The organism is Variovorax sp. UC74_104 (assembly GCF_044055375.1).
Classification (GTDB): Bacteria; Pseudomonadota; Gammaproteobacteria; order Burkholderiales; family Burkholderiaceae_C; genus Variovorax.
Genome location: NZ_CP171978.1, coordinates 3878033 through 3893954, shown reverse-complemented (window position 1 = coordinate 3893954; position 15922 = coordinate 3878033). Strand labels below are relative to the sequence as shown.

The window sequence follows — 15922 nt, the reverse complement described above, 5'->3', positions numbered from 1 at the left end:
TCCGCTTCGCGCTGGACCGGCAACGCTACGTGGCCTCGCACGTCGCGCTGCGGCAGGCGCTGAGCGAGTACACCGGCCTGCATCACGCCGAACTTCGCCTGTCGGTAGGCTCCTTCGGCAAGCCGTCGCTCACCGGCCATGCGCGCACCCAGTTCTCGCTGAGCCACAGCCAGGGCCTGGCGCTGATCGCCATCGGCGGGCGCGGCCCGCTGGGCGCCGACATCGAGCTGCTGCGCCCGGTGCCGGACGCGGCGATCCTGGCGGCCGAGCATTTCACGCGCAGCGAGCAGGAGGCGCTGGCCGCCCTGCCCTCACACGAGCGCGACCGCGCCTTCCTCACCTGCTGGACCCGCAAGGAGGCCTGCCTGAAGGCCATCGGCGTGGGCCTGCTGGTGTCGTCCCAGAGCTTCGAAGTCGGGCTGGAGCCCGATTGCCGCAGCGTGGAGCTCTCGGTGGCCGGCCGCATCCTGTGGCTGGTGCTCGGGCCCGCGCCCGCGCGGCTGGACTGCGTAGGCGCGCTCGCCGAATGGCGCCAGACGGAGGCACGCGCGAACCGGCTCGGCACGGCAGGCCCCGCCGACAACGGCGGGTATGCCAACGGCCAGTCCCTTCGTCGGAAAGCGGGCGCCCCGGCGCGCAGCATGGAGACCGCTCCATGACGCGCTTCGAGCCGATCATGTTCGGGCCGGCCTCGCGGCAGGTCTTCGGCGTGTTCCACCCGGCCGAGGCAGACCGCGGCGGGAACGACACAGCCGTGCTGCTGTGCCCGCCCTTCGGCCAGGAGGGGCTGCGCACGCACCGCTTCTTCAAGGTGCTGGCGGAACGGCTCTCGCGCTCGGGCATCGCCACCCTGCGCTTCGACTTCTACGGCTCCGGCGATTCGCCGGGCGAGGAAATAGAGGGCGAGCTCGATGGCTGGCGCCGCGACCTGTGCTCTGCGCACGAGGAGCTGCGCCGGCGCGTGCCAGCCGCCTCCATCGTGTGGGTCGGCGCGCGGCTCGGCGCCACCGTGGCCGTGCTGGCCGCGCGCGGCGGCCGCTGCGATCCGGTGCGGCTGGTGCTGTGGGAGCCGGTGATCGACGGGCGCCGCTATGCCCGGCTGCTGCGCGAGCAGCACGTGGCGGCGATCGACACCACCTTCTGCATCCCCGACCTGGCCTGGCGCCGCGACCTCGTGCAGGAGCCGGAGGCCATCCCGCAGGAAGCCCTCGGCACCCTGCTGTCGCCCGCGCTGCGCGCGCAGCTGGCGGCGCTGGTGCCCGAGTCGCTGCCGCTCACCGCGCTGCACGACACGCTGGTGCTGGCCGGCCCCGACGACGAGCGCACCGCCCAGTGGGCCGCCGACCAGCAGTCGCGCCACATGCCGGTGCGGCTCGCGTATTTCAGCCACCAGCTCGACTGGACCTCCGACCCCTACCCCAACAGCGCCATGGTCCCGGCCGATGCGCTCAACCGCCTCCAGGGGGCTCTTCATGAATGACGCGAAGTACGACCTGAAAGCGGCCGCGAAGCAGACGCCGCTGCTGTTCGGCCCCGGCAATGCGCTGATGGGCATGCTCACGGCGCCCGCGCGGCCGGCGCCGGGCGGCGTTGCCTGCCTGATGTTCAACATGGGCGCCAACCACCGCGTGGGGCCGCGCCGCATCAACGTGAAGCTGGCGCACCTGCTGGCCGAGCGCGGCGTGGGCAGCCTGCGCTTCGACCTCGGCGGCATCGGCGACAGCGACGCGCTCGACACGTCTTCCGACCTGCAGGTGCGCGCCGTGCACAGCCTGAAGGCGGCCATGGACGCGGCCGAGCGCGCGCTGGGCGCGCGCCAGTTCGTGATCGTCGGCATGTGCTCGGGCGTGCAGCACGCGATGTCGGCCGCGCTGGCCGACAAGCGCGTGGTGGCGGTGTCGCTGTTCGACGGCTTCGCCTTTCCGGAACTGCGCGCCCGCCTGGAGCGCAACCTGCGCCGCGCGCTGGCCGCTCCCGCGCATCCCTCGTTCCCCGGCAAGGCCCGGCGCTGGCTGCAGCGCCGCTTCCTGCGCAGCCACTCGACCGTGCCGCTGCCGGGCTTCTTCGCCGAAAGGCGCGCGCCCGAGGCAAACGCGATCTGGTTCGGCGCGGCGCTGGAGCGGCTGGTCGAACGCAAGGTGGCGGTGCAGCTGCTGTATTCGGGCTCGCTGCATGTCTGCGACCGCGGCCGCGACCAGCTCGGCGCGCTCGCCCGCAAGCCCTTCACGCAGGGAGTGCAGTACGAGTTCATGGGCGAGGTCGACCACACGGTCTGCACCGAGCGAGGACAGCAGCTGTTCCTGCGCTCGGTGGGCGACTGGGTCACCGAGCGCTGCTTCGGCGCCGCCACCGAACGCCGCAGCCAGGAAAGCCGCGCGCCGGCCGGCGTGGAACCGGCCATGCCCACCACCTGGGCCGCGCCCTGATCGAGGCATCCCGGTCGCGCCCCATTCATAGCCAACACCAAACCAGCCTTCAACCAGCCCTTAACCAGCCGTCAAGGAGACCACCATGCAACGTCATGATCCAGCGACGCAGTCATGCGGAACGCGCCCTCTCGCAGCAGTCCTGGCCCGTGCGCAGGCCGAGTCGCGGCTGCGATGGCTGGGCCTGGCCCTGCTGTTGTCGCTCGGGCTGGTGGCGCTGTCGGGCTGCGCGCCGGGCTTCGGCTCGGTGGGGCCGCTCGGCTACGGCAAGACCACGGGCGACAGCACGGCTTCGGCCGACAGCGGAAAGATCATTCCGATCACGCCCGACCTGATCCGCACGCAGCTCGCGCAGAAGCCCAAGGGCCCGCCGGAGAACATCAAGCGCCTCTTCGCTGCGGCGCCGGTCTACACCATCGGGCCGGGGGACGTGGTGGGCATCATCGTATACGACCATCCGGAGCTGCTGCCGAACGCCGGCGCGGTGATCGCGCAGCAGTCCGACCCGACCGGCGTGACCGTGGCGCCCGGCTTCATCGTCGACGCCAAGGGCGAGATCTTCTTTCCCTACATCGGGCGCACCAAGGTGCAGGGCCTGACCGAGAGCGGCGCCTCGGAGCTGATCGCGCGGCGCATCAAGGCCTTCATCAAGGACCCGCAGGTGACGGTGCGCATCCAGTCGTTCCGCAGCCAGCGCGCCTACGTGCAGGGCGAGGTGCGCACGCCGGGCCTGCAGATCTTCACCGACGTGCCGATGACGCTTTCGGAGGCCATCAGCCGCGCCGGCAGCTTCACCCAGGCCGGCGACCGCGCTCGCATCACGCTCACGCGCGGCGGCGTCTCCACCGAGATCAACCTGCCGATGCTGCAGTCGCTGGGCGTGGACGGCAACGGCATCCCGCTGCGCAACGGCGACGTGGTGAACGTCGGCACCCGGGAAGACAGCCGGGTCTACGTGATGGGCGAAGTGCGGGCGCCGTCCGCGCTGCAGATGCGCAACAACGGCCGGCTGAGCCTGAACGAAGCGCTGGGCGACGCCGGCGGCCCCGACCTGGCGACCTCCGACCCCGGCCAGATCTACGTGGTGCGCAACGCGCCCGACAACCTCGACGTGCAGCAGGTCTTCGCCCTCAACGCGAAGAACCCGGTGGCGCTCGCGCTGGCCGACCGCTTCGAGCTGCAGCCGCGCGACGTGGTGTACGTGGACCGCGTGCCGCTGGTGAGCTGGAGCCGCGTGTTCAGCCTGATCCTGCCGGCCGCCCAGGTCGTCAACCTGGCCCGCGACACCGCCCGCCGCTAGGCGCCCTGCATCCGCTCCAGGAAAGCAACAGCAAGAGGTGACACCCATGAACGCGCGCTGGCAAGCTACGCTCCCCGCCCCCTCGGCGGCTCCCGTGACGGTGATCGAAACCACCGCCTGGGCCCGGGAATCCCGGTTCCACGAGTACCTCGACGTCCTGATCGACAGCCGCTGGCTGATTGCCGGCATCGCCGCGCTGGCGCTGCTGGCCGGCGTGGGCTATGCGCTGTTCGGCACGCGGGTGTACGAGGCCAACATCCTGATCCAGGTGGAAGACCCGGACCGCTCGGGCGGCAACTTCCCCGGCGACGCCAACGGGGGCGGCGGCATCAACGTGAAGACGCCGACCGCCGGGGAGACCGAGATCCTGCGTTCGCGCATGGTGCTGGGCCAGGCGATGGAGAACACCCTGCTCTACATCGACGCGAAGCCGCGCTACATCCCGGTGGTGGGCGAGTTCATCTCGCGGCATTCGAGCCAGCTTTCCTCTCCCGGCATCTTGGGCTACGGCAACTACGTCTCGGGCACCGAGAGCATTGCCGTGGCGCGGATGGACGTGCCGCCGGCGCTCGAGGGCAAGAAGTTCACGCTGGTCGCTGGAGCCGACGGCAGCTACACGCTGACCAACCCGGCCATCGAAACCCCGCTGCACGGCAAGGTCGGCGTGCCGCTGGAGGCGACCGTGCCCGGCGGCGCGCTGCACCTGCTGGTGGGCTCGATCGACGCCCGCCCCGGCGGCGCCTTCGAGCTGGTGCGCCATTCGAAGCAGCTCACGCTGCTGGGCCTGCAGAAGGACCTGCGCGTGGTCGAGAGAGGCAAGCAGTCGGGCGTGATGGACGTGAGCCTCCAGTCGGGCAACCGCAACCAGCTCGCGGCCGTGCTCAACGAGATCGCGGGCCTCTACGTGCGGCAGAACATCGACCAGAAGACGGTGCAGGCCGAGCGCGCGCTGGCCTTCCTGGGCACCGAGCTGCCGAAGTTCAAGCAGCAGCTGGAGCAGTCGGAAGACGCCTACAACCAGTACCGAAACCAGAACGGCACCGTCAACCTGGACGACGAGGCGCGCAATGCGCTGTCGCAGAACGTGGACCTGCAGGCCAAGCTGTTCGACGCGAAGCAGAAGCGCCTGGACCTGGTGGGCCGCTTCACCTCCGAGCACCCGATGGTTAAGACGCTGGACGCGCAGATCGCCTCGCTCAAGAGGGAGCTGGGCACGGTCGACGGCCGCATCCGCCGCATGCCGATGCTGCAGCAGAACGCCCTGCGCATGCAGCGCGACATCAAGGTCAACACCGAGCTCTACGCGACGCTGCTGAACAGCTCGCTGCAGATGCGGCTGGCCAAGGAAGGCAAGGTGGCCAACGTGCGCGTGCTCGACCAGGCCCTGGTGGCCGAGAAGCCGGTGCGGCCGAAGTCGCTGATCGTGGTCGCGCTGGCGCTGGCCGGCGGCCTGTTCGCCGGTGGCGCCGCGGCACTGGCACGCAAGAACCTGAAGCGCTCCATCGGCAGCCCCGAATCGATCGAGGCCGTCACCGGGCTGAACGTGTACACCACCATCCCGCTGAGCACGCAGCAGCGCGTGCTCGACCGCGCCATGCGCGACGGCAAGCCCGGCATCAAGGTGCTGGCGGCGCTGCACGTGGAAGACCCGGCCCTCGAAGGCCTGCGGCGGCTGCGCACCGCGCTGAAGTTCGTGATGATGGGCGCGCCCAACAACCGCGTGCTGATCTCCAGCGCCACGGCCGGCGCGGGCAAGACCTTCGTGTCGTCGAACTTCGCCACGCTGCTGGCCGCCTCGGGCAAGCGCGTGCTGCTGATCGACGCCGACCTGCGCCGCGGCAGCCTGAGCGAGGAGTTCGGCCTGCAGCGCAAGGACGGGCTGTCCGACGCCATCGCCGGCGGCGTGCCGCTGGAGCAGGCCATCCACCACCACGTGCTGCCCTACCTGGACGTGATGTCCGCGGGCACGCTGCACCCGGACCCGGCCGGCCTGATGACCAGCGACGCCTTCGCGCACGCGCTGTCGACGCTCTCGACGCGCTACGACGTGGTGGTGGTCGACGCGCCTCCCACGCTGCTGGCCTCCGAGACCGCCGCGATGGCGCCGAGCATGGGCACCCTGCTGCTGGTGGCCCGGGCCGACAACAGCGAGATGGGCGAGCTGCTGGAAGCCAGCAAGCGCCTGGCCCACGTGGGCGCGGCCTTCCACGGCGTGGTGTTCAACGCGGTCGACACCTCCCGCCGCCACAACCGCAGCTATGGCTACGGCTACTACGGCTACGCCCCCGTGGCGCGCCGCGACCCGCCATTCGCGCTGGACACGGCCGACACCGTCATGCCCAAGCGCATCCTGCCGGAGCACGCCGAATCATGAGCACGCTCAGATCTCCCTCTTCCACCGGAACGGGGCGGGGCCCCGGCAACGCGGGCATCGGCGCGGCCGCCAACACGGCCCCGTACATGCCGCTGGGCGGCGCCCCCTGGCTGCGCCGCGCCAAGCGCGCGGCCGACATCCTGATGGCCGGCTCGTTCTTCCTCTTCTTCGGCTGGGCCTACCTGCTGATCTGGCTGGGCGTGCTCTACACCTCGGGCGGGCCGGCCATCTACATGCAGCCGCGCTACGGCAAGGGCGGGCGCGTCTTCAAGTTCTACAAGTTCCGCTCGATGGTGGCCGACGCCGACGCGGTGCTGGCGCGCCACCTGCGCCAGAACGAAGCCGCGCGCCGCGAGTGGGCCGTCTACCAGAAGCTGGAGCACGACCCGCGCATCACCCGCTTCGGCGCCTTCCTGCGCAAGTACAGCATCGACGAGTTCCCACAGTTCTGGAACGTGCTCAAGGGCGACATGAGCATGGTCGGCCCGCGCCCCTGCATGTTCGCGCAGAAGGAGCTGTACGGCGACTACTGGGACCACTACTGCGCCGTTCGCCCGGGCATCACCGGCCTGTGGCAGATCAGCGGACGCAACGAGATCAGCTACCGCCGCCGCGCCGCGATGGACGCGGAGTACGTGGCCCACCTGTCGCTGTGGCGGGACTTCGTGATCCTGCTGAAGACCTTCGGGGTGGTGACGGGGGCGCGCGGGTCGCGCTAGCCGACTGCTTTCAACCCTTATCGAAAGAACACATATGCGGATCTTTGTTGCGGGGCATCGAGGAATGGTGGGCCAGGCCCTGGCGAGCCATCTCGGCAGGCAGGGTCACGACGTCCTTGTCCGGAATCACGCGGAGCTCGACCTCCTGGACCAGGCGGCGGTCAGGCATTTCTTCGCGAGCGAATCGGTCAACGAGGTCTATCTGGCTGCTGCCAGGGTCGGAGGCATCCACGCCAACATGACATACCCCGCGCAGTTCATCTACGAGAACCTGATGATCGCGGCGAACGTGACGCACCAGGCCTTTCTCGCCGGCGTGAAGCGGATGCTCTTTCTCGGATCGAGCTGCATCTATCCGCGACTGGCCGGCCAGCCGATCCGCGAGGAATACCTGCTCGATGGCAAGCTGGAATCGACCAACGAGCCCTACGCGATAGCCAAGATCGCCGGGCTCAAGCTCTGCGAAAGCTACAACCGGCAATATGGGGCGAGCCACGGCATCGACTATCGCAGCGTGATGCCGACCAACCTGTACGGCCCCGGCGACAACTACCACCCCGAGAACAGCCATGTCGTTCCGGCGCTGATCCGCCGCTTCCACCAGGCGAAGCTGGAGAACGCGCCGAGCGTCCTGATCTGGGGCAGCGGCGAAGCACGGCGCGACTTCCTCTACGTCGACGACATGGCCGAGGGGTGCATCGGGGTGATGAGCCTGCCGCGCGCCGTCTACGAACAACAGACGGCGCCCATGCGCGGCCACATCAACCTGGGTGCCGGCGACGACATATCGATTGCCGAACTCGCCGAACTCATCCGCGACGTCGTCGGCTACACGGGCGACATCCGCTACGACCGCACCAGGCCCGACGGCACGCCCCGCAAGCTGCTGGACGTGTCCCGTGCCACGTCCATCGGCTGGAAACCCCGCGTGCCGCTTGCCGAAGGGCTTCGCCGTACCTATGCCGCCTATCAGGCATCCACCCGCCATATCGAGGAGATCGAACATGTCTAAGCGAGCGCTGATCACCGGCATCACAGGCCAGGACGGCTCCTATCTTGCCGAGCTGCTGATCGGCAAAGGCTACGAGGTGCACGGCATCAAGCGCCGGACCTCGCAGTTCAATACCGGGCGCATCGATCATCTCTATTCGGATGTCCATTCGAAATCGCAGCGTCATCTGTACCTGCATCACGGCGATCTGTCCGACGGCAGCAATCTCACACGGATCATGCATGAGGTCCAGCCCGACGAGGTCTACAACCTGGGGGCGCAAAGCCACGTTGCCGTCAGCTTCGAAAGCCCGGAGTACACGGCGGACATCAATGCCCTGGGTACGCTGCGGCTGCTGGAGGCCATCCGCCTGCTGGGCTTGCAAACGAAGACGCGCTTCTACCAGGCCAGCACCAGCGAACTCTACGGGCTGGTACAGGAGCCCCGCCAGAGCGAAGCGACACCCTTCTATCCGCGCAGTCCATACGGCGCGGCGAAGCTCTTCGCATACTGGATCACGAGAAACTACCGCGAGGCCTATGGCTTCTACGCGTGCAACGGGATCCTGTTCAACCACGAGAGTCCACGCCGCGGCGAAACCTTCGTGACCCGCAAGGTGACACGGGGGCTGGCCAACGTGGCACAGGGGCTGGAGCAATGCCTCTTCCTTGGGAACATGAACGCGCTGCGTGACTGGGGCCATGCCAAGGACTATGTGCGCATGCAATGGCTGATGCTCCAGCAGCCCGAGGCCGTGGACTACGTGATTGCGACGGGACGGCAGTACAGCATCAGGGAGTTCGTCACTCGCGCAGCCCGGCAGCTGGGCATCTCGCTGGTCTTCGAGGGCGAAGGCATCGACGAAGTTGCGATCGCCGCCGAGGTCACCGGCGACGATGCACCCGCCGTCTGCCCTGGTGACGTACTGGTTCGCGTGGACCCGCGCTATTTCCGCCCTTCGGAAGTCGAGACGCTTTGCGGCAACCCATCGAAAGCAGCCGACGACCTCGGCTGGGTGCCCGAGATCTCCCTCGACCAGATGATCGCCGAGATGGTTGCCAGCGACCTTGAGCAGGCCAAGCGCTGCTCGCTGCTGCAGCGCCACGGCTATCACACTCCGCAAAGCATCGAGGCCTGAGAGCAAGCGTAACTCTCCCATACCCACCACTGCAGGCCTCCCATGCGCCCCCTCTCCTTCTGGTCCGGCATCGTCTGCGCCATGCTCTGCGGCCTGGTCGATCCGGTATGGGGCTATGCGGCGGTGGCGGTGCTGTCGCTGGTGCAGCTCGCGATGCTTGGCGGTTCCGGCGGCAGCGTGTTCCTGCTGATCCACTACACGGCGATCCTCACCTACTTCTCGATCGCGCCGGCGATGCAGATCGCGAACGACCTGGAGTTCTGGGACGCGGGCGTCATGCGCACGGAGTCGCACACGCTGGCGCTGACGCTGCTGGTGCTGTACATGGCGGGCGTGGAAGCGGCGCGGCTGGGCGTTCCCGACGGGCCCGTGCACCATCCGGGGCGCCACGACAAGCAACTGGTGGGCGTGGCCCACCCGCTGCTCCTGCTGCTGAGCTGCTCGCTCGCGGCCTTCGCCTCGCTGTTCATCAAGCCCGAGCTCAACTTCGTGGCGCGGGGCATCGTGGGCGTGGGCGGCGAAGACAACGTGCCGATCGACTTCATCTTCTATTCCACGCTGCCCAAGCTGGTGGTCCTGCTGTGCTTCGTGGCGCTGGCCGTCCATGCGGTGCGCCGCAGGACGCCATGGTCCTGGTGCGCGGCCGGCCTGGCTTTCGCGCTGGCGCTGGCGGCGGCCAACCCGGTGAACACGGCGCGGCAGGTGCTGCTGATCGGGCTGCTGCCGCTGCTCATCCATGCGCTGGGGCGCGGCCGGCGCTGGCTGCTCGCGGGCGCGATCTTCGGCGCCATCGCAGGCCTGGGGCCGATGCTGAACCTGATCTCGCGCGGCAGCATGTGGGGCGAGGAGCTTCGCACCTTCCCCTTCAGCCAGGACTTCGACGCCATGTACGTGGTCGCGGGCATCCTGGAGCGCGCGCCCATTCCGGACCTGGGCTGGGGCCGCTACCTGCTGTCGGCGTTCTCGTTCTTCCTGCCGCGCGACCTGAAGATGTTTCCCGACTTCGACCCGCTGGGCTGGTCGGCCATCCTCGGCAACTTCTCGCAGAGCAACCTGTCGCTGCCGCCCTTCACCACCGCGTACTTCGACTTCGGGCTGGCGGGGCCGGCGCTCTTCGGCTTCGCGATCTCGGCCGGCTTCCGGGCGGTCGACCGCGCCGTGGATCCGAACCGGCCGGTGTCCAGCACCTACCTGGCCGCGCTGGTGCTGCTGGCCGCCTACGTGCCGTTCATGCGCGGGCCGATCCTGGGCTGGGGGCCTTTCATGGTCTCCGGCCTGATCGCCGCCGCCATCGCCGGCGCGCTCAGCTCCCGTGCGCGCCGCATGCCCGCGCGCACCCTGCGGCATGGCCTGCCGGGCGCCTGAAGAGCCCGGAAAGAAAGAAAAGAAGCCATGGCCACTTTCCTCTACTACGACACCATCCGCTTCAACAAGGCGGCCGGCGGCGTGCTCAACGTGTCGGAGGTGCTGCTGCGCCACATGCGCCTGTCGCCGGAAGACCGGGTCGAGCCGGTGAGCGAGCGGCATCCGCGCCTCTTCGCGCTGGCGCAGCGCCTGAAGATCAGCCGCTTCGTGCTCGACACGCTGCTCTACAACTTCCATCGGCTGCGCACGCTGCTCACCGGCGAGCAGCTGTTCTCGGTGTTCCCCAACTACTACCTGCCGATCACGCCGCTGGGGCGGCACCGCGACTCGATCGTGGTCGTGCACGACCTGCAGTACAAGGCCTACCCGCAGTACTTCGGACGCGGCAAGCGCCTGTTCCTGGACTGGAACCTGTGGCGCGCGGCGCGCAGCGCGGCGGACGTGGTCTTCATCAGCCGCAGCAGCCAGCGGGACTTCGAGCGCCACTTCGGCCGCTGCTCGCATTCGACGGTGATCTTCAATCCGGTGGATGCGCCCCGGCCCTCGGCAGCCCCGGCCGACATTGCCGCCACTGCTGCCGGCGAGCGCTACCTGATCGCCGCCTACCACTACTACCCGCACAAGAACTTCGACGGCATCCTCGCCCTCTTCGAGCGGATGAAGAGGGCCGGCCTGGTCGACTACCTCGACATCACCGGCAACGGCGCGGACGCTGTCGGGCGCATGGTGTCCATGCTGGCGCCGGAGGTGCGCAGCTGCGTGCGGCACCGGGGGCTGGTGTCGCGCGATGAGCTGCTGCGGCTGTACCAGGGCGCGACCGCCTTCATTTCGCTGTCCACCTTCGAGGGCTTCAATCTCTCGGCGGCCGAGGCGGCGACGCTGGGCGTGCCGCTGCTGCTGTCGGACATCCCGGTGCATCGCGAACTCTTCGCCGACTACGCCTTCTTCGTGGGTGCCGACGACGCCGATCCGCAATCGCTCACCCACCACCTCGCCCAATACCTCGCACACCACGCGCACACGCGCCCGGCGTGGGCGCATGCCGCCACCTGCGCGCCCGCCAACGTCGCGGGGCGCTATCTCGTGCTCAAGCGCGGCGCGCTGTCGCTCGCGGGGGCCATGTCATGACGAGCTTCATGCCCTTCGCCATGCGCCTTCTCGCGGCGCTTGCGTTGCTGGCGGCGCTGCCGACGGCAGGCCACGCGCAGCCCTCGGCCCCTCCGGTGCCGGGCTTCGGCGTGATGGTGCACTACCTGCCCGACAAGCAGTCGATCGGCGAGATCAGGCGCTTCGACGTGGAGGCCTTCGCGTCCTCGCTCGCGGAAATGCGCGCCTCGCACCTGATCCTGACGCTCGGGCAGAACAACGGCCAATACATCGCACCGAATGCCGCGCTCGAAGTGCTGTGCCCATCCAGCGCCGCCAACCGATCGCCGCGCGACCTCCCGCTGGAGATCGGCCGGGCGCTGCGCAGCCGGGGCATCACGCTGATCCTGTACCTGCCGTTCCGCGCGCCGCAGGGCGACCGCGCGCTGATGGACTGCCTGGGCGACGTGTCGGAGCAGGAGCCGCCGCCCGCGCGCTTCATCGCAGCCTGGTCGAGCGTGATCCGCGACTGGTCGGAACGCTACGGCGTGCTCGCCAGCGGGTGGTGGTTCGACGGCACCTACAACACCAGGGGCATCACGCCCGCCGGCTGGGAAATGCTCTGCGGCGCGACACGCGCCGGGGCGGCCAGCCGGCTGCTGGCGTTCAACGCGGGCGAAGGCGCGGAGCGCTTCAGCGCCAAGTCGGCGCCCTGCCAGAACCTGATGGCCGGCGAATACATGCAGCCGCCCGCGCACCTGAGCAGGCCGCCGTCGGAGCTGACCTTCCACGTGCTGACGCCGCTGGGCGCCTCGTGGGGGCGCGAGTCTCCGGCGCGCTTCACCGCGGCGCAACTGCGCGACTGGATCTCCGAAGCCGCCGCCGCGAACGGGCTCTTCACGCTGGACATGCCCATCGACGCCACCGGCCGCTTTCTTCCCGCGCACGTGGCGCTCATGAAGAGCGTCACCGCGCGCAGCAAGCCATGAAGTCGCCCAACAACGAATCGCTGTCACGTCCATCAACCCTTCACCGAGTGCCATGAACCCTTCGCTGCCCTTCATCGTCGTCGAAGACCGCCAGAACAGGACCCTCGCGCTGTGCCGCGAATCGGCGGCGCTGGCCGGCGAGCCGCTTTTCGTGTTGTCGGACACCGACGCCGGCCCGGCCTACGAGCGCTTCTGCCGCTCGTACGTGCACCTGTCGAGCAACCCTCCGGAGTTCGAGAAGATCTGTTTTCGCCGCTACTTTCTGCTAGCGCGGTTTCTGGAATCCCATCCGGAAGTGCACGATTTCGTGCTGGTCGACAGCGACGTGCTGCTTTTCCAGGGTGCCGGGCTCCACATCAGGCGCCTGGCGGGCAAGGCCGATTTCTCCGGCTCGCGCATGCAGTCGGCCGACGACTGGAACCCCTGCCAGATCTCCCCGCACGTGAGCTACTGGACCTCGAACGGCCTGCGCCGCTTCGTGGCCTACGTGCTCGACAGCTACGCCACGCCCTCGGGCCGCAGGAAGCTGCGCGAGATCGCGGCGCGCTTCGCCGCGCGGGGCGTTCGCGGCGGCGTGTCCGACATGACGCTGCTCTACCTCTGGGCGCACGCCACGGGCAACGACGACCCGATCAACCGGGTGCTCGACGGCACGGTCGTCGACCACAACATCAACGGCATGCACAACCTGCACCGCGGTGAATTCAAGGTGCTGGGCGGCGCCAAGCGCATCGCCTGGCGCGAGGGCAAGGCCTGGCTGACGAGCGCCACGGGCGACATGACGCAGGTGGTGGCGCTGCACTTCCAGGGCAGCGCCAAGATGGCGATGCCCTATGCGCTGCGCGGCCACATGCTCACCGTGGCGGCCGTCACCTACGCGCTGCAGATGGCGCGCCGCGCGAAGAACAACGCATTCCGCGCCGGTGCATTCGCACGCCGGGTGTTCGACACGCGCCGCGTGAACCGCGTGCCGGCCGGCAAATAGCCGAACCAGAAGCGAGCCCGCGCCATGAAGCACTTCAGCCTGCCACTCACGCCGCCCGGCGCGCGCATGGCCTGGCTGTCGGGGCTGGGCGCGCTCGCGTCGCGGCTGTATGTGTACCTGTCGGGTTTCCTGGCGATCTTCCTGATGGCGGCGAGCATTCCGCCGGCGCGCTTCGGCGAGTACTCGATCTACCAGTCGGTCATGGAGGTGGCGCTGGTGGTCGGCACGCTGGGCAGCTCGCTGCTCTTCTCGCGCCATGCGGCCACGGTGCCGCCGGGCGTGACGCGTGGCGACGTGGTGCGCACGCTGGCCATCGGGCTGCCGCTGGCCACGGTGCTGGTGACGGTGATCCTCACGGTGCAGCGCTTTCCCGTGGGCGACGCGCCCTTCGCCATCCTGGTGGCGACGCTGGCGGTGTTCTCCTTCAACAGCCTGCGCCTGTCCTTCAGCCGGGGCCTGGGCCATGCGGGGCTGCTCAACCTGGAAGCCGGCATCCGTGCGACCGTGCTGGTGGCGGGCGTGAGCCTGTGCGTGGCGGTGCGCTTCGATCTCGGCGTGGCGCACCTGCTGCTCATCAACCTGATCGCCGTGGTGGTGGTGTGCCTGGCGGTGGGCCTGCCGGCCAACGGCGCGGCGCCGCCGGTCGGCCGTGCCGCGCTGCAGCTGGGCTCGCAGGCCGGCGCGACGGTGTATTCGCTGCTCATGTTCCTGCTGCGCAAGTCGGACCTGCTCATCGTGGCGTACTTCATGCCGCTGGGCTACGTGGGCGCCTTCAAGATCGCCTTCCTGCTGGCGGAGGCGCCGTCGCAGTTCGTGCAGTCCTTCCTCTTCACGAAGACGCCGGCCATGCTGGAGACCGAGGCCGGCAACTTCACCGCGGCGAAGCTGCGCCTGGCAAAGCACTCGTTCCTGCTGGGCTGCGCGCTGTTCGTCGGGCTGGCGGCCCTCGTCGCGGCCGCCGCGCCGCTGCTCAAGCTGGGCAACGAGGCGCGCTCCATCTTCCTGTGCATTGCGCCTTACTTCCTGCTGCGCACCTACACGATCCACCACGAGATGGTGCTGTCGCTGAAGACCACCATGGGCTCGCTCGGCCGGTGGGCGCTGCTCGAAGTGGCGCTGCGGCTGGCGTCCTACGGCGCGGTGGCGGTGCTCTTTCCGGGCAAGCCGCACTACGTCTTCTTCGTTGCCTGCGTGACCGACTTCGTGCTGTGCGAGACGCGCATGCGCCTGCACTTCGGCTTCTTCCCCATCGTGCGCCTGCTGGCGCGGGGACGGGCGTCATGAAGATCCTCGTCTACTCGATGAACTTCGCGCCCGAGCTGGCCGGCATCGGCAAGTACTCGGGCGAGATGGCCGAGTGGCTGCAGGCGCGCGGGCACGAGGTGCGGGTGATCGCGTCGCCGCCCTTCTTTCCGCAATGGGCCGTGTCCGAGGGCTACTCGGCATGGGCCTATCGCAAGGACGACTGGAACGGCGTCAAGGTCTGGCGCGCGCCCACCTGGGTGCCGCAGAAGCCGCGCGCGCTGGGGCGGATCGGGCACCTGCTGTCCTTCACGCTGTCGAGCATTCCGCTGCTGCTGGCGCAGCTGCGCTGGAGGCCTGACGTGGTGTTCGTGGTGGAGCCGCCCGTGTCCTGCGCGCCGGCCGCGCTGTGCCTGGCGAAGCTGCTGCGCGCCAGTGCGTGGCTGCACATCCAGGACTACGAGGTCGACGCCGCCTTCGGCCTGGGCTGGGTGCGCGGCGAACGGGTGCGCCGCTTCGCGCTGGCGGCCGAGCGCTGGCTGATGCGCAAGTTCGACCGCGTCTCGACCATTTCCTCCACGATGCTCGCCAAGGCCAGGGAAAAAGGCGTGGACGAGTCCAGGCTGGTGCTGTTCCCGAACTGGGTCGACGTGGAGGCCATCCGCCCCGTCGAGCGCCCCGCGCTGGCCACGGGCGCATCGGCGCAGGGCTACCGGGCCGAATTGGGCATTCCGGCCGAGGCGGTGGTGGTGCTCTACGCCGGCAGCCTCGGCAGCAAGCAGGGCATCGAGCTGCTGGCCGACGCGGCGCGGCTGCTGGTGTGCTCCCACGACATCCATTTCGTGTTCTGCGGCAACGGCCCGAGCCGCGCCTCGCTGATGGATGCCTGCGTGCGGCTGGGCAACGCGCATTTCCTCGACCTGCAGCCGGCCGAGCGGCTCAACGAGCTGCTGGGCATGGCCGACATCCACGTGCTGCCGCAGCGCGCCGACGCGGCCGACCTGGTCATGCCCTCGAAGCTGGGCGGCATGCTCGCCAGCGGCCGTGCGGTGATCGTGACCGCGCATGCCGGCACCGCGCTCAGCGAGGCCGTGTGGGGCCGCGGCGTGGTGGTCGAGCCCGGCGACGCCGCCGCGCTGGCCGATGCCATCGAGCAGCTCTCGATGTCGCCCGCCACGCGCGAGCTGATGGGAGCGATCGGCCGGCGCTTCGCCGAAGCCGAACTGGACCGCAACGTGATCCTGCAGCGCCTCGAAGAGGAACTGCAGCACAGCATCGCCGCATGACGCGGCCCCGTCGCCAGGACA

The 15922-nt window shown here is 69.2% G+C and carries 14 protein-coding genes; all 14 read left to right on the top strand.

Translation table 11 applies throughout. The features are described 5' to 3' along the window. The first annotated feature begins 11 nt into the window (after nt 1–11). The 14 genes from ACHMXA_RS18320 to ACHMXA_RS18255 all read left to right on the top strand — a co-directional run bounded on the left by ACHMXA_RS18320 (nt 12) and on the right by ACHMXA_RS18255 (nt 15901). Complete coding sequence (locus ACHMXA_RS18320) at nt 12–659, top strand: 4'-phosphopantetheinyl transferase family protein (protein WP_395321316.1); 648 nt, start codon at nt 12–14, stop codon at nt 657–659. Continuing rightward, nucleotides 656–1480, top strand: coding sequence for a serine aminopeptidase domain-containing protein (locus ACHMXA_RS18315; protein ID WP_395316079.1), 825 nt, complete (start codon nt 656–658; stop codon nt 1478–1480). Before ACHMXA_RS18320 ends, ACHMXA_RS18315 begins: the two co-directional genes overlap by 4 nt. Further along, nucleotides 1473–2426 (top strand): hypothetical protein, encoded by a 954-nt coding sequence (locus tag ACHMXA_RS18310; protein WP_256098915.1) that lies wholly within the window; start codon nt 1473–1475, stop codon nt 2424–2426. Before ACHMXA_RS18315 ends, ACHMXA_RS18310 begins: the two co-directional genes overlap by 8 nt. Nucleotides 2427–2511: 85 nt before the next feature. Next, nucleotides 2512–3726, top strand: a complete 1215-nt coding sequence (locus ACHMXA_RS18305) for a polysaccharide biosynthesis/export family protein (protein WP_176664050.1) — start codon at nt 2512–2514, stop codon at nt 3724–3726. Between the two features lie 46 nt (nt 3727–3772). Further along, on the top strand, nt 3773–6100 hold the full coding sequence (locus ACHMXA_RS18300) for a polysaccharide biosynthesis tyrosine autokinase (protein WP_395316078.1): 2328 nt from the start codon (nt 3773–3775) through the stop codon (nt 6098–6100). Continuing rightward, complete coding sequence (locus ACHMXA_RS18295) at nt 6097–6819, top strand: sugar transferase (protein WP_395316077.1); 723 nt, start codon at nt 6097–6099, stop codon at nt 6817–6819. Before ACHMXA_RS18300 ends, ACHMXA_RS18295 begins: the two co-directional genes overlap by 4 nt. Before the next feature lie 34 nt (nt 6820–6853). Next, nucleotides 6854–7831 (top strand): GDP-L-fucose synthase family protein, encoded by a 978-nt coding sequence (locus ACHMXA_RS18290; protein WP_395316076.1) that lies wholly within the window; start codon nt 6854–6856, stop codon nt 7829–7831. Beyond that, on the top strand, nt 7824–8948 hold the full coding sequence (gene gmd / locus ACHMXA_RS18285; RefSeq protein WP_395316075.1) for a GDP-mannose 4,6-dehydratase: 1125 nt from the start codon (nt 7824–7826) through the stop codon (nt 8946–8948). The genes ACHMXA_RS18290 and gmd overlap by 8 nt, the downstream gene beginning before the upstream one ends. Nucleotides 8949–8990: 42 nt before the next feature. Next, a complete protein-coding gene (locus ACHMXA_RS18280; protein WP_395316074.1) occupies nt 8991–10313 on the top strand; it encodes a hypothetical protein in 1323 nt (440 codons plus the stop codon). A 27-nt stretch (nt 10314–10340) separates the two neighbouring features. Further along, nucleotides 10341–11441 (top strand): glycosyltransferase, encoded by a 1101-nt coding sequence (locus tag ACHMXA_RS18275; protein WP_395316073.1) that lies wholly within the window; start codon nt 10341–10343, stop codon nt 11439–11441. Continuing rightward, a complete protein-coding gene (locus ACHMXA_RS18270) occupies nt 11438–12388 on the top strand; it encodes a hypothetical protein (protein WP_395316072.1) in 951 nt (316 codons plus the stop codon). Before ACHMXA_RS18275 ends, ACHMXA_RS18270 begins: the two co-directional genes overlap by 4 nt. Before the next feature lie 52 nt (nt 12389–12440). Continuing rightward, nucleotides 12441–13373, top strand: coding sequence for a hypothetical protein (locus ACHMXA_RS18265; RefSeq protein WP_395316071.1), 933 nt, complete (start codon nt 12441–12443; stop codon nt 13371–13373). A 24-nt stretch (nt 13374–13397) separates the two neighbouring features. Continuing rightward, nucleotides 13398–14657, top strand: coding sequence for a polysaccharide biosynthesis protein (locus ACHMXA_RS18260; protein WP_395316070.1), 1260 nt, complete (start codon nt 13398–13400; stop codon nt 14655–14657). After that, nucleotides 14654–15901 carry a glycosyltransferase WbuB gene (locus ACHMXA_RS18255; RefSeq protein WP_176664041.1) on the top strand — a complete coding sequence of 416 codons (1248 nt, stop codon included), beginning with the start codon at nt 14654–14656 and terminating at the stop codon, nt 15899–15901. Before ACHMXA_RS18260 ends, ACHMXA_RS18255 begins: the two co-directional genes overlap by 4 nt. Nucleotides 15902–15922 lie beyond the last annotated feature (21 nt).